The organism is Pseudoroseomonas ludipueritiae (genome assembly GCF_014490445.1).
GTDB lineage: Bacteria > Pseudomonadota > Alphaproteobacteria > Acetobacterales > Acetobacteraceae > Pseudoroseomonas > Pseudoroseomonas ludipueritiae.
In genome coordinates this window covers 38357-52717 of record NZ_JACTUZ010000005.1, presented here as the reverse complement: position 1 = coordinate 52717, position 14361 = coordinate 38357, and the positions used below count along the sequence as shown (strand labels likewise).

Here is a 14361-nt window from a genome sequence, read left to right as displayed (position 1 = left end):
GGCCAGGCTGCCAGGAGCCTAAGTGGCCCGCGAGCATCATGGTTTCCTGAGTGATGGGTATGGCTTCCAAGATCCTGCGTCTCCTGGCCCTGGGGCCGCTGGCACTCCTGCTGTCGGGGTGCAACCTGGTCATCATGAATCCGTCCGGTGATGTGGCGGCGCAGCAGCGTGACCTGATTGTCTGGTCCACGGTGTTGATGCTGATCATTATCGTTCCGGTGATCCTGCTGACCTTGTTCTTCGCCTGGCGCTACCGCCAGTCCAATACCAGCGCGACCTACGACCCCGAATGGAATCATTCCACCCGGCTGGAGGTCATCATCTGGTCCGCGCCGCTCTGCATCATCGTGGCGCTGGGCGGGCTGACCTGGGTGGGCACCCACCTGCTGGACCCTTATCGCCCCATCGCGCGCCTGGATGCCGAGCGCCCGCTGCCCGCGGACGTGAAGCCGCTGCAGGTCGATGTCGTGGCGCTGGATTGGAAGTGGCTCTTCCTCTATCCCGAGCAGGGCGTCGCCTCGATCAACGAGCTGGCGCTGCCTGTGGATGTGCCGGTGAAGTTCAACATCACCGCCTCCACCGTCATGAATGCCTTCTCGGTGCCGGCCATGGCGGGCATGATCTACGCCATGCCGGGCATGCAGACCCAGCTGCACGCCGTCATCAACAAGCCCGGCGTCTATCATGGGCTTTCCGCCAACTACAGCGGCGGCGGCTTCTCCGACATGCACTTCAAGGTGCATGGCCTGAGCACGGATGACTTCAACCGCTGGGTGGCCGATGCCAAGGCGAACAACACCGCGCAGCTCGGCCGCGCCGAGTACCTTGAGCTGGAGAAGCCCAGCCATAAGGAGCCGGTGCGCCACTTCGCCAGCTTCGCGCCGGACCTGTTCAACGCCGTCGTCAACCGCTGCGTCGACGCCTCCCGCATGTGCATGGACCAGATGATGGGCATCGACATGCGCGGCGGCCTCGGCATGGCCGGCACCGTGAACGTGCTGACCAGCCCCGAGCCCACGCCTTCCGGCAGGCCGCAGCGCTACGTCGCCGCCTTCTGTACCTTCGCCGATGCCCGTGGCACCGGCCAGCCGGCGCAGTCCAGCGCCATCAACTGAACCTGTCGCCCCTGCCTGCCACGGCAGGGGCGCCTGTGCTGCCCGTGGCCATGACCAACGGAATGACTGATTAGACCCATGCCACCTTCCCCGGACTCAACGTCGTTCTTGTTCGGCCGCCTGTCGCTGAACTCCCTGCCGCTGCACGAGCCGATCCTGGTCGTCACCTTCGCCGTGGTCGCCCTGGGCGGCCTCGCGCTGGTTGCGGCGATCACGAAATACCGGCTCTGGGCCTATCTCTGGCGTGAATGGTTCACCACCGTGGACCACAAGCGCATCGGCATCATGTATGTCATCCTGTCGCTGGTGATGCTGCTGCGCGGCTTCTCCGACGCCATCATGATGCGCGCCCAGCAGGCCATCGCCTTTGGCGGGTCGGAGGGCTACCTGCCCCCGCACCATTACGATCAGATCTTCACCGCCCATGGCGTGATCATGATCTTCTTCTTCGCCATGCCGCTGGTGACAGGGCTGATGAACTTCGTGGTGCCGCTGCAGATCGGCGCGCGCGACGTGGCCTTCCCCTTCCTGAACAACTTCTCCTTCTGGATGACGACCGCGGGCGCCGTCATCGTCATGATGTCGTTGTTCGTGGGTGAGTTCGCGCAGACCGGCTGGCTGGCCTATCCGCCGCTCTCCGGCATAGAGGCCAGTCCGGGCGTGGGCGTGGACTACTACATCTGGGCCTTGCAGGTCGCGGGCGTGGGCACGTTGCTATCAGGCATCAACCTGATCGCGACCATCGTGAAGATGCGCGCGCCGGGCATGAGCATGATGAAGATGCCGGTCTTCACCTGGACCTCGCTCTGCACCAACGTGCTGATCGTGGCTGCCTTCCCGGTGCTGACGGCCGTGCTCGTGCTGCTCTCGCTGGACCGCTACGTGGGGACGAACTTCTTCACCAGCGACTTCGGCGGCAACCCGATGATGTATGTCAACCTCATCTGGATCTGGGGCCACCCGGAAGTCTACATCCTGATCCTGCCCGCCTTCGGCATCTTCTCCGAGGTCGTGTCCACCTACTGCTCCAAGCGCCTCTTCGGCTATACCTCGATGGTCTATGCGACCGTCGTGATCACCATCCTGTCCTACCTGGTCTGGCTGCACCACTTCTTCACCATGGGCTCCGGCGCCAGCGTCAATTCCTTCTTCGGCATCACCACCATGGTGATCTCGATCCCGACCGGCGCGAAGATCTTCAACTGGCTCTTCACCATGTATCGCGGCCGCATCCGCTTCGAGCTGCCGATGATGTGGACCGTTGGCTTCATGGTCACCTTCGTGATCGGTGGCATGACGGGCGTGCTGCTGGCGGTGCCGCCGGCGGACTTCCAGCTGCACAACTCGCTGTTCCTGATCGCGCACTTCCACAACGTGATCATCGGCGGCGTGGTCTTCGGCCTGCTGGCCGGCATCACCTACTGGTACCCGAAGGCCTTCGGCTACAAGCTCGATCCCTTCTGGGGCAAGATGTCCTTCTGGTTCTGGCTGATCGGCTTCTGGGTCGCCTTCATGCCGCTCTACGTGCTAGGGCTGATGGGCGTGACGCGCCGCGTCAACCACTTCGACGACCCATCGCTGCAGATCTGGTTCATCATCGCCGCTATTGGCGCGGTGCTGATCGCCATCGGCATTGCTTCCTTCCTGATCCAGCTGGTGGTCAGCTACTTCAAGCGTGACCAGCTGCGGGACTGGACCGGCGACCCCTGGGGCGGCCGTACCCTGGAATGGGCCACCTCCTCCCCACCGCCGGACTACAACTTCGCCTTCACGCCGGTGGTGCATGACCTCGACGCCTGGTGGGACATGAAGAAGCGCGGTTCCGAGCGCCCGGTGAGCGGCTTCCGGCCGATCCACATGCCGAAGAACACCGGCACGGGTGTCATCCTTTCGGCGCTCTCGGTGGCCTTCGCCGTCGGCATGATCTGGTACATGTGGTGGCTCGCCGCCTTGGCCTTCCTGGCGATCCTGGTTGTGTCCATCGTGCATACCTTCAACTACGACCGCGAGTTCTACATCCCGGCCGAGGATGTGGCGCGCGCGGAGGGTGCCCGCACCCGGATGCTGGCGGGGGAGTAAGGACATGGCGAACGCGCATGCCCATAGCCCCGCCCCGGCCGGGGCGGTGACCTTCTACAACACGGAGGAACACGAGCACGTGCATTCGGGGGCCGGCACCATGCTCGGCTTCTGGATCTACCTGATGAGCGATTGCCTCATCTTCGCCGTGCTCTTCGCGACCTACGGCGTGCTCGGCCGCAACTACGCGGCCGGGCCCGGTCCGGCGCATCTGTTCGACCTGTCGCTGGTGGCGCTGAACACCTCGATGCTGCTCTTCTCCTCCATCACCTATGGCTTCGCCATGTTGCTGATGGAGCGGAACCGCAAGGCCGCCACGCTCTTCTGGCTGGGCGTCACGGGCCTCTTCGGCCTCGCCTTCCTGGGTATCGAGCTCTACGAATTCTCCCACCTGATCCACGAGGGCGCGGTGCCGCAGCGCAGCGCCTTCCTGTCCTCCTTCTTCACGCTGGTGGGCACGCACGGGCTGCACGTCACCTTTGGCATCATCTGGCTGGTGGTGCTGATGGTGCAGGTGGCGCAGCGAGGCCTGGTGGCGGAGAACAAGCGGCGCCTGATGTGCCTCAGCCTCTTCTGGCACTTCCTGGACGTCATCTGGATCGGCGTCTTCTCCTTCGTCTATCTGATCGGGGTGCTTCAATGAGCGCGCAACCGGCACCGCACAGCGGCGACGTGCATGGCCACGGCGCTGTCCACGGCCATGGCGAGGAAGCCGGCCACGGCTCCTTCAAGGGCTATGTCGCGGGCTTCCTGCTCTCCGTCATTCTCACCGCCATTCCCTTCTGGCTGGTGATGGGCGATGTCATCGCGGATACGCGCGTGACGGCCTTCGTTGTCATGGGCTTCGCCGTGGTGCAGATCGTGGTGCACATGGTGTACTTCCTGCACATGAACAGCCGCTCGGAAGGCGGATGGACCATGCTGGCGCTGATCTTCACCCTGGTGATCGTGGTGATCACCCTGGCTGGCTCTCTCTGGGTCATGTACCACATGAACACCAACATGATGCCCATGCCGCACGACATGCGGAGCATGCCGTGACCCCCCGCCGTGCCAGCCTCTGATACCAGCGGCGCGGCACGGCGCCGCTCCCCGGTGGCGCTCGCGCTGCTGGGGCTCCTGGCGCTGCTGGGCATCATCGGCCTGGTGGCGCTGGGCACCTGGCAGGTCGAGCGCCGCGCCTGGAAGCTCGACCTGATCGCGCGCGTGGATGCCCGCATCCACGCCCCACCGGCCCCCCTTCCCCCGCGCGCCGACTGGCCCCGGGTCACCGCCGCGGCCGATGAATACCGCCGCGTCCAGGCCACAGGCACCTTCCTCTACGACCAGGAAACGCTGACTCAGGCGGCGACCGCCCTCGGTGCCGGCTTCTGGGTGATGACGCCGCTGCGGATGCGGGACGGTACCCTGCTGGTCAACCGTGGCTTCGTGCCGGCGGGCCGGCGGGATCGTGCCAGCCGCGCGGCGGCCGAGCGGCCGGGCGAGGTCACCGTCACCGGCCTGCTGCGCGTGACGGAGCCAAAGGGCGGCTTCCTGCGCAGCAATGACCCAGCGGCTGACCGGTGGCATTCGCGGGATGTCGAGGCCATCGCCGTCGCCCGGGAGCTGACGGACGTCGCGCCCTTCTTTGTCGACGCCGATGCCACGCCCAATCCCGGCGGGCTGCCGGTGGGGGGCCTGACCGTGGTCTCCTTCCCCAACAGCCATTTGGTCTATGCGCTGACATGGTATGCTCTGGCCCTGATGCTCGCTGGCGCTGCCGCCTATGTGGCGCGGGAGGAATGGCGGGCGAGGCGGCACCCAGGCTGAGCCCCCGGCATCCGTGCCGGTCCGGTCCGCCCACGGAGAAAGCACGATGAGTTCTGTCACCCTTCGCCCGACGGCCTCCTCCCTGGAGGGTCCAGCCGCCGGGGCGGGCGACGCGGCCGGCCGCAAGAACATGCTGCAACTGATCCAGCTCCGCTGGCTGGCCGTCTTCGGGCAGTTGCTGACCATCAGCATCGTGCATCTCGGCTTCGGCATCACCCTGCCGCTCGGCACCATGGCGCTGGTGCTGGTTGTGCTGGTGCTGCTGAACCTCGTCAGCCACCTGTGGCTGCGGGGGCGGGCGGAGGTCAGCAGCTCCGCGCTCTTCCTGGCGTTGACCTTCGATGTGGCGGCGCTGACGGTGCAGCTCTACCTCAGCGGCGGGCCCACCAATCCCTTCATCTCGCTCTACCTGTTGCAGGTGACGCTGGCGGCGGTGCTGCTGGATGTGCGCCGCGCCTGGGCGCTGGTGGGCATCACCAGCGCCTGCGTGCTGGGCCTGACCCTGCATTACCGGCCGCTGGAACTGCCCTCCCACCTCGCGGACGACCTGTTCCGGCTGCACCTGCAAGGCCTGCTGGTCTGCTTCATCCTGGATGCCGCGCTGCTGGTGGTCTTTGTCACGCGGATCAACGGCAATCTGCGGGCGCGGGACGCCAATCTCGCCCATATGCGCCAGCAGGCGGCGGAGGCCGACCATATCGTCCGGATGGGCCTGCTAGCCTCCGGCGCCGCGCATGAGCTGGGTACGCCGCTCTCCACCGTCTCCGTGATCCTGGGCGACTGGCGCCGTATGGAAGCACTCCGCTCCATGCCCGACCTGCTGCAGGAGATCGACGAGATGCAGGTGGCGGTGGAACGCTGCAAGGCGATCGTGAGCGGCATCCTGCTCTCGGCCGGCGAGGCACGCGGGGAAGCGCCGACGCTCACCCTGGCCAATACCTTCCTGCGGGAGCTGGTGGAGGACTGGCGCATCACCCGCCCCGCCGCCACCTTGACCTGGGACAGCAGCCTGGATCGGAACCTGGAGATCATCGCGGACCGGGCGCTGAAGCAGGTGCTCTTCAACGTGCTGGACAATGCCTATGAAAGCAGCGGGCTCCCCATCCGCCTCTCGGCCTACAGGCAGGAGGCCAATATGGTTCTGGAGGTCAGCGACAACGGCCCCGGCTTCGCGCCGGACATGCTGGATGAGTTCGGCAAGCCCTACCGCTCCAGCAAGGGCCGCACGGGCGGCGGGCTGGGGCTGTTCCTGGTCGTGAACGTGGTGCGGAAACTGGGCGGCACCGTCACCGCCTCCAACCGGGCGGGGGGCGGGGCGACGGTGACGCTGACCCTGCCCCTCGCTGCCCTGGCGATCGAAGGAAGCGCCGACCATGCCGCCTGAGCGCCTGCTGCTGATCGTCGAGGACGATGCCAGCTTCTCCCGCACCCTCAAGCGCTCCTTCGAGCGGCGGGGTTACCGCGTCCTGGCCGCGCCAGGGCTGGAGGAAATGCTGGAGCTGCTGAAGCACGACACGCCGCAATATGCCGTGGTGGACCTGAAGCTGGCGGGGGCTTCGGGCCTCGCCTGCGTGCAGGCGCTGCATGCGCATGACCCGGCCATGCTGATCGTGGTGCTCACCGGCTTCGCCAGCATCGCCACGGCGGTGGAGGCCATCAAGCTGGGCGCCTGCCACTACCTGGCCAAGCCTTCCAATACCGACGACATCGAGGCCGCCTTCCATGCCGAGGCCGATGCCGAAGTGCCGGTGACGGAGCGCCCGACCTCCATCAAGACCCTGGAATGGGAGCATATCCACCAGACCCTGGCGGATACCGGCTTCAATATCTCCGAGGCCGCACGCCGCCTGGGCATGCACCGCCGCACGCTGGCGCGAAAGCTGAGCAAGCGGCAGGTGACCTGACGCCGCGGGCGGCGCGCTTCACGCAGCAGTGACATCGGTGGCGGGCAGCCCTCCATGGCGCCGCTGGCTCTTGACCGAGCCTGGAGCTTCTGCCCGGATCAGGGGATGACCACGAGCAACCCCCTCCTCGCCCCCTGGACCGGCCCCTTCGGGATGCCGCCCTTCGACAGCATCCGGCCAGAGCACTTCCCGCCGGCCTTCGCGGCGGCCATGGAGGAGCATCTGGCCGAGATCGCCGCCATCGGCACCGACCCGGCGGCCCCCACCTTCGCCAATACGATTGAGGCCCTGCAACGCAGCGGCCGGGCGCTGGAGCGGATCGGCAATGTCTTCGGCAACCTCACCGCCAGCCTGGGTGGCGAGGCGCTGGAGGAACTGGACCGGGAGCTTTCGCCGCAGCTCGCCCAGCACGGCATGAAGGTGGCGCTGGACCCGTCGCTCTTCGCCCGTGTCGCCGCGCTGCACGCGCAGCGGGATAGGCTGGGGCTGGAGGAGGACCAGTTGCGGCTGCTGGACCGCACGCATCTCGGCTTCATCCGCAGCGGCGCGGCCCTGGCGCCGGCCGAGAAGGCGCGGATGAGCGAGATCTCGGAGCGCCTGGCCGTGCTGCACACCGCCTTCGGCCAGAATGTGCTGCATGACGAAAAGGCCTGGCACCTGCCGCTGACCGAGGCCGACCTCGACGGGCTGCCGGATTTCCTGCGCGCCGGCGCGGCCCAGGCGGCGGTGGAACGTGGCATCACCGGCTACGCCATCACCCTCTCCCGCTCCCTGATCGAGCCCTTCCTGACCTTCTCGGCCCGCCGGGACCTTCGCCGGGTCGCCTATGAGGCCTGGGTCGCGCGCGGTACCCATCCCGGCGCCCATGACAACCGCCCGCTGATCCCGGAGATCCTGGCATTGCGTGACGAGCGCGCGCGGCTGCTGGGCTACCCCGACTTCGCCACCTTCCGGCTGGCCGACAGCATGGCCGGCTCGGTGGAAGCCGCCCAGGGCCTGCTGGCGGAAGTCTGGGAGCCTGCCAAGCGCCGCGCCGCCGCCGAGCGCGGGCGGCGGCTGGAGCTGGCGCGCACCGAGGGCTTCAACGATGCCCTGGCCCCGTGGGATTGGCGCTACTACAGCGAGAAAGTGCGCCTCGCCGATTACGCGCTGGACGAAGCAGAACTGAAATCCTTCTTCGAGTTCGAGAACATCCAGCGCGCGGCCTTCGACACTGCCGGCCGGCTCTTCGGCCTCGAATTCCTGCGGCGGGAGGATATCCCGACCTATCATCCCGATGTGCAGGCTTATGAGGTGCGGGACGAGAAGGGCACCGTCGGCGTCTTCCTGGCGGACCCCTATGCGCGCGCCGACAAGCGTTCCGGCGCCTGGATGAGCAGCTACCGCGACCAGGAGAACCTGGACGCTCCGGTCACGCCGATCATCGTCAACAACAACAACTTCGCCAAGGCAAAGCCGACGCTGCTGAGCTTCGACGATGCCGAGACGCTGTTCCATGAATTCGGCCACGCCCTGCACGGGCTGCTGAGCCAGGTCCGCTACCCCGCGCAATCCGGCACCTCGGTGCGGCGGGACTTCGTGGAACTGCCTTCGCAAATCTACGAGCATTGGGTGGCATTGCCAGAGACCCTGCGCCAATACGCCCTGCACCACGAGACGGGCGCCCCACTGCCGGATGCGCTGATCGAGCGGCTACGGGCGGCACAGACCTTCAACCAGGGCTTCGCCACGGTGGAATACGTGTCCTCAGCGCTGATCGACATGGCGCTGCATAGCCATCCGGCGCCGGAAAGCATCGAGATCGACACCTTCGAGCGCGAGTTCCTGGCCAGCATCGGCATGCCGGCCGAAATCGGCATCCGCCACCGTCCCGCGCATTTCCAGCATCTTTTCGCCGGCGGCGGCTATGCGGCGGGCTACTACTCCTACCTCTGGTCGGAAGTGCTGGATGCCGATGGCTTCGAGGCCTTCGAGGAAACCGGCAATGCCTTCGATCCCGCCACGGCCGCGCGGCTGCGGCGGCTGCTCAGCGCCGGCGACACCAGGGACCCGATGCAGCTTTACGTCGAGTTCCGCGGCCGGGAGCCGAGCACCAAGGCCCTTCTCCGCAACCGCGGCCTGCAAGCGGCAGCCTAGCTGGTCGGCGAGCCTGCCGCGGGGGATTGCACGCCGGCACGAACGCGGATGCGTTCCTCCGGCAGCGGGATGAACTCCTTGTCGTCCCCCGGCACAGTGGCGAAACGGCCGGCCTTCCAGTCGGCCTTCGCCTGCTCGATCCGCTCGCGGGAAGAGGAGACGAAGTTCCAGAAGAGGTAGCGCGGCCCATCCATGGCCGCGCCGCCCAGCAGCAGGACCCGCGCCCCTTTGACGCCGGCCTTGATGGCGAGCCGGTCCCCGGCCCGGAAGACCAGCATCCGGCCGGGCTCGAAAGGCTGCCCCGCGATCTCCACGGTGCCATCCAGCACATAGACGGCACGTTCCTCGTGGTGGTCCGGCAATGGCAGCTGCGCACCGGGCGCCAGGGCGGCATCCGCATAGAACAGCACCGATGATGTCGCGACAGGCGAATGAATGCCCCACCCCTCGCCCGCGATCAGCCGCAGCCTGACGCCGCCATCCTCCAGCACCGGCAAGGCGGCGGCGGCGTGGTGGGCGAAGCCCGGCGCGGTGTCCTCCGCATGCTTCGGCAGCGCCACCCAGGATTGTATGCCGAAGAGCTTGCTGCCGCTGGCGCGCAGCGCCGCACCCGTGCGCTCGGAATGGGTGATGCCGCGCCCGGCGGTCATCCAGTTCACGTCCCCCGGCACGATGGGCTGGTCGGAGCCCAGGCTGTCCCGGTGCTGGATGGCGCCATCAAAGAGATAGGTGACGGTGGAAAGGCCGATATGCGGATGCGGCCGCACGTCAAGGCCCTTGCCGGAAAGGAACTCGCCCGGCCCCATCTGGTCAAAGAAGATAAAGGGCCCGACCATCTGCCGCTCCTTGGCCGGCAGGGCACGCCGCACCTCGAAGCCACCGATGTCATGCGCCCGGGGGATGATCACCTGCCCCAGGCATTCCGGCATGCCGGACAAGGCATCGCCAGGGTCCTGTTCCACGCTCATGCCGCCACTCCTCGCCACAGGTGGCGGGCATCATGCCCCCAAACCCGTGACGAAGACGAGGCCGATGTTACGGCGTGGCGCTGGCCTTGCGCGCCGCCGCCACATCGGCGGCGGTGATGGCGGATTGCTTGCCGCCGAAATGACCGATGACGTAGTTGGCCAGGGCGGCGATCTCGGTATCCAGATAGGCGTGGCTGAAGGAGGGCATGAAGACATCGCCTTCGTTGGTCTTCATGTGGCTGCCATGCAGGATGACCTGCAACACATTCGTGCCCTTCGGGTCATTGACGGACTGGCTGCCGACCAATGCCGCATGCGGATGCTGCAAACCCTCGCCATTCCAGGCATGGCAGCTCGCGCAGGCGCCCTGAAAGAGTGTCAGGCCCAGCGACGCTTCCTTCACCTGCTCCGGCAAGGGGGTGAAGGCATTGGGCGCGCGCACCGCCGGCGGGTCCAGGTTCACCGAAGCGTCACCTTCGCTGCGCTGAGGCGGAATGCCGCGCAGGTAGGTGACCATGGCGCGGATGTCTTCCGGCGTCAGGTAGCGCAGGCTGTATTCCACGGCCTCCGCCATGCTGCCGGAAGCGGCGCCACGTCCCTCGGCATGGCCCTTGGACAGGTAGTCGGCAATCTGCTGGTCCGACCAGCCGCCGATGCCGAATTCCTTGTTCGAGGTCAGGTTATAGGCCTTCCAGCCGGCCGTGACGGCGCCAGCGAACTTCTTGCCGCCATCCAACGCGTAGAGCGGGTTGCGCGGCGTGTGGCATTCACCGCAATGGCCCAGCCCTTCAACCAGATAGGCGCCGCGGTTCCATTCCTCCGATTGTTGCGGGTCCGTCCTGAAGCCAGGGGTCGGCTTGAACAGCAGGTTCCAGGCGCGCATCGCGTAACGCTGGTTGAAGGGGAAGCTGAGGTCCGCGGCGGGCGTCACCGACTTCGCTGGCGGCAGGCTGAAGAGATAATCCTTCAGCGCCAAGGCATCCTCGGTGCTCATCATGGCATAAGCGGTATAGGGGAAGGCCGGATAAAGATTCCGTCCATCGCGGCTGACGCCGTGGTGCAGGGCGCGCACGAATTCCGCGTCGCTCCACTCGCCGATGCCGGTCTCCTTGTCCGGCGTGATGTTGGTGGCATAGATGGTGCCGAAGGGCAGGTGGAACGGCAGGCCACCCGCGTAGCGCGTGCCATTGCCCAGCGTGTGGCAGGCCTCGCAATCCGCCGCGCGGGCAATGTATTCGCCCCGGCGGATCGTGGCCTCACCCGGCGGCATGCGGGACCGTGCCTCACTGACATCCTCCAGCCGCGCCGGCCAGAAGAAGAAAGCCGCGGCACCGACAGCCACGACAACGACCACAGCCAGGATGGCCAAACCTAAGCGGCGCATCGGCGCTCTACCGCCCGGCCGGCGCGAGCGCGGCGACGTCGCGGCCCTGCCCCGGCGAGAGGGACGAGGTACGCGTGCTGGTTTCGGTGCGGATCAGTTCCCGCCGGTCGATCGGGTAACGGCGCAGGCGCTTGCCGGTGGCCGCGAAGACCGCGTTGGCCAGGGCCGGCGCGGCCGAGACGGTGCCGTTCTCGCCGATGCCACCAGGGTTCTCGCTGTTGCGGATCTGGTGGACCTCGAGAGGCGGCGTCTCGTTCATGCGCATCATGCGGTAGTCGTTGAAGTTGCTTTGCTGCACACGGCCGCCCTCGAAGGTGATGTCGCTGTAGAGCGCGGCGGAGAGGCCGAAGACGAGCCCGCCCTCGATCTGCGCCGCGACGGTATCGGGGTTGATGGTCTGGCCGCAGTCCACCGCCGCCACCACGCGCCTCAGCTTGACCTCGCCCAGGTCGGAGACAGCGACTTCCACCACCACCGCCAGGTAGCTGCCGAAGCTGTCATGCAGCGACACCCCACGCCCGCATCCGGCCGGAAGCGGCGTGCCCCAGCCGGATTTCTCGGCGGCGAGGTCCAGCACCGCGCGGGCGCGCGGCAGCTTCCCCAGCAGCGCGCGGCGGTAATCGACGGGGTCGCGGCCGGCGGCATGGGCCAGCTCGTCCATGAAGGACTCGACCACATAGACATTGTGGGTCGGCCCGACGCCGCGCCACCAGGTGATGGGCACCGGCGGGTCCTCCCGCGTCCAGTCCACATGCACGGCGGGAAGGTCGTAGGGCGGCTGCTGGGCACCTTCCACGGCATCCGCGTCCAGCTTGCCTTCCGGCAATCCACCCGGGAAGTAATGCCCCATCACCGAGCCGCCGGTGACATGGTCCACCCAGGCGACCGGCAGCCCGTCCGGCCCCAGGCCGGCGGAGATGCGGTCGTAATAGGCAGGCCGGTAGAAGTCGTGCTGGATGTCCTCCTCGCGGCTCCAGACGATCTTCAGCGGGTAGCTGACCTGCTTGGCGATGGCGGCGGCCTGCCCGATGGAATCCGCCACCAGCCGCCGCCCGAAGCCACCGCCGATCAGCTGGTTATGGATCGCCACCTTCTCCGGCGGCAGGCCCAGCACCTTCGCCGCGATGCTCTGCGCCACGGTGGGGACCTGCGTGCCCACCCAGATGTCGCAGCCATCGGGGCGGACATGGATGGTGGTGTTGATCGGCTCCATCGTGGCATGCGCCAGGAAGGGCAGTTCGTAGGCCGCTTCCACGCGCTTGGCGGCGCGGGCCATGGCACCATCGACATCGCCATCGTGCCGCGCTTGCACGGCGGGCCGCTTGCCATAGGCCTCCCGCAGCCTGCCGATCACCTCGCTGCTGGAAACCTTGGCATTCGGGCCATTGTCCCAATCGATCCGCAGGGCGCGCAGGCCCTGTGCCGCGGCCCAGTAATGGTCACCCACCACCGCCACGGCATCCTCGATGCGGATGATGTCGCGCACGCCCGGCGTGGCGCGGGCCGCGGCCTCGTCGAGCCCGCGCAGCTTGCCGCCGAAGACCGGGCAGGCGGAGACCGCCGCCACCTTCATGTCGGGCAGGCGGATATCGATGCCGAATACGGCGCTGCCATCCGTCTTGCCGGGCGTGTCCAGGCGCTTGACCGGCTTGCCGATGATCTGCCACTGCGCCGGGTCCTTCAGCGGCACGTCCTGCGGCACCGGCTGGCGCCCGGCGTCTTCCACCAATTCGCCATAGCTCAGGCTGCGGCCGCTGGGGCCATGCGTGACCGCGCCACGCTGGGCCGTGCATTCGGCGGCCGGCACACCCCAGCGGGCGGCGGCGGCGCCGACCAGCATGGTGCGGGCGGCGGCGCCGGCCTGCCGCAGCGGCACCCAGGCGCCGCGCACCGAGGTGGAACCGCCGGTGGATTGCGATTGCAGCAGCGGCTGCTTGTAAAGGTCCTCGTTGGGCGGCGCGGCCTCCAGCTTCACCTGGTCCAGCCCAACCTCCAGCTCCTCCGCCAGCAGCGTGGCCTCGGCGGTGTAGATGCCCTGCCCCATCTCGGCATTCGGCATGATCAGCGTCACGCCGCCATCGGGCGCGATGCGGATGAAGCCACCGGGCGCGAAGCCCTGGAAGGCATCGCCGGTCTTGCCGCCGCCCGCCTCGTTCTGCAGGGATCGCAGCCCGGGCTGCTCGCCCGCCGCATGCGCCTTCCTGCGGCCGAGCGCCGCGAAGGCCAGCACGAGGCCGGTGCCCAGCAGGCCACGCCGTGGCATCGTGCCGGCTTCCACCCGGCCATAGGACGGGCCCGTCAGCACCGGCGCCATCTCCTTGCCGGCGGCGGTCATGCCTGCGATGCCTGCTTGATGGCGGCGCGGATGCGCGGATAGGTGCCGCAGCGGCAGATATTGCCTGACATGGCGGAATCGATATCGGCGTCGCTGGGCTCCGGCACACGCTCCAGCAGGGCCGCCGCGGACATGATCTGCCCGGACTGGCAATAGCCGCATTGCGGCACATCGAGGTCGATCCAGGCTTCCTGGATCTTCTTGCCGGCCGGGTTCTGCCCCACGGCTTCCACCGTCGTCACCTGGCGGCTGCCCACGGAGCTCACCGGCAGGATGCAGGAGCGGACTGGCTTGCCATCCAGATGCACGGTGCAGGCGCCGCATTGAGCGATGCCGCAGCCGAACTTCGTGCCCATCAGGCCAATGACATCGCGCAGGACCCACAGCAGCGGCATGTCCGGTGGGACATCGACCTCGTGGTTGGAGCCGTTCACCGCGAGAGAGATCATGACCACCTCATATTCAGCCAGCGCGGCGCGGAGCGGCTGCCAGGCGGCAGCCGACACGGGCCCTGCCGCAGGCGGACCTTGTTTTAGTTCAATGAAAGAAAGAGAGCTTCGGCTGCCGCGGTGCGGCGCACAACTGAGTGTAGGAGCGCAACCGCCGCTTCTGCCGCCGCTGAGCAGCGGTG

General features: G+C 67.3%; 12 protein-coding genes. 8 read left to right on the top strand and 4 right to left on the bottom strand.

The genetic code is table 11. From position 1 onward, the window contains the following. Positions 1-59 precede the first annotated feature (59 nt). From cyoA to IBL25_RS02815, 8 genes are all read left to right on the top strand, one after another. Complete coding sequence (cyoA, locus tag IBL25_RS02850) at positions 60-1115, top strand: ubiquinol oxidase subunit II (RefSeq protein ID WP_187777046.1); 1056 nt, start codon at positions 60-62, stop codon at positions 1113-1115. Positions 1116-1223: 108 nt separating this feature from the next. Continuing rightward, entirely contained in the window at positions 1224-3194 is a 1971-nt protein-coding gene (cyoB, locus tag IBL25_RS02845; protein WP_456315848.1) for a cytochrome o ubiquinol oxidase subunit I, read from the top strand. A 4-nt stretch (positions 3195-3198) separates the two neighbouring features. After that, positions 3199-3837 carry a cytochrome o ubiquinol oxidase subunit III gene (gene cyoC, locus IBL25_RS02840; RefSeq protein ID WP_187777044.1) on the top strand — a complete coding sequence of 213 codons (639 nt, stop codon included), beginning with the start codon at positions 3199-3201 and terminating at the stop codon, positions 3835-3837. Then, a complete protein-coding gene (cyoD, locus tag IBL25_RS02835) occupies positions 3834-4235 on the top strand; it encodes a cytochrome o ubiquinol oxidase subunit IV (protein WP_187777043.1) in 402 nt (133 codons plus the stop codon). Before cyoC ends, cyoD begins: the two co-directional genes overlap by 4 nt. A gap of 9 nt (positions 4236-4244) precedes the next feature. Next, a complete protein-coding gene (locus tag IBL25_RS02830; RefSeq protein ID WP_187777042.1) occupies positions 4245-5003 on the top strand; it encodes an SURF1 family protein in 759 nt (252 codons plus the stop codon). Between the two features lie 46 nt (positions 5004-5049). Further along, on the top strand, positions 5050-6387 hold the full coding sequence (locus IBL25_RS02825; protein ID WP_202986655.1) for an ATP-binding protein: 1338 nt from the start codon (positions 5050-5052) through the stop codon (positions 6385-6387). Then, complete coding sequence (locus IBL25_RS02820) at positions 6377-6907, top strand: response regulator transcription factor (protein ID WP_187777041.1); 531 nt, start codon at positions 6377-6379, stop codon at positions 6905-6907. Before IBL25_RS02825 ends, IBL25_RS02820 begins: the two co-directional genes overlap by 11 nt. 105 nt (positions 6908-7012) lie before the next feature. Beyond that, the gene (locus IBL25_RS02815) at positions 7013-9043 is read left to right on the top strand and encodes a M3 family metallopeptidase (protein ID WP_187777040.1); all 2031 of its coding nucleotides are present in this window, start codon (positions 7013-7015) and stop codon (positions 9041-9043) included. Here the strand turns inward: IBL25_RS02815 and IBL25_RS02810 are convergent. The 4 genes from IBL25_RS02810 to IBL25_RS02795 form a co-directional block, all read right to left on the bottom strand. After that, positions 9040-10011 carry a pirin family protein gene (locus tag IBL25_RS02810; RefSeq protein WP_187777039.1) on the bottom strand — a complete coding sequence of 324 codons (972 nt, stop codon included), beginning with the start codon at positions 10009-10011 and terminating at the stop codon, positions 9040-9042. The genes IBL25_RS02815 and IBL25_RS02810 overlap by 4 nt on opposite strands. Positions 10012-10078: 67 nt before the next feature. Further along, positions 10079-11395, bottom strand: coding sequence for a c-type cytochrome (locus IBL25_RS02805; RefSeq protein ID WP_187777038.1), 1317 nt, complete (start codon positions 11393-11395; stop codon positions 10079-10081). 7 nt (positions 11396-11402) lie between these two features. After that, the gene (locus IBL25_RS02800) at positions 11403-13730 is read right to left on the bottom strand and encodes a xanthine dehydrogenase family protein molybdopterin-binding subunit (protein WP_238940171.1); all 2328 of its coding nucleotides are present in this window, start codon (positions 13728-13730) and stop codon (positions 11403-11405) included. Continuing rightward, positions 13727-14179 (bottom strand): (2Fe-2S)-binding protein, encoded by a 453-nt coding sequence (locus IBL25_RS02795; protein WP_187777089.1) that lies wholly within the window; start codon positions 14177-14179, stop codon positions 13727-13729. Before IBL25_RS02795 ends, IBL25_RS02800 begins: the two co-directional genes overlap by 4 nt. Between the last annotated feature and the right edge of the window lie 182 nt (positions 14180-14361).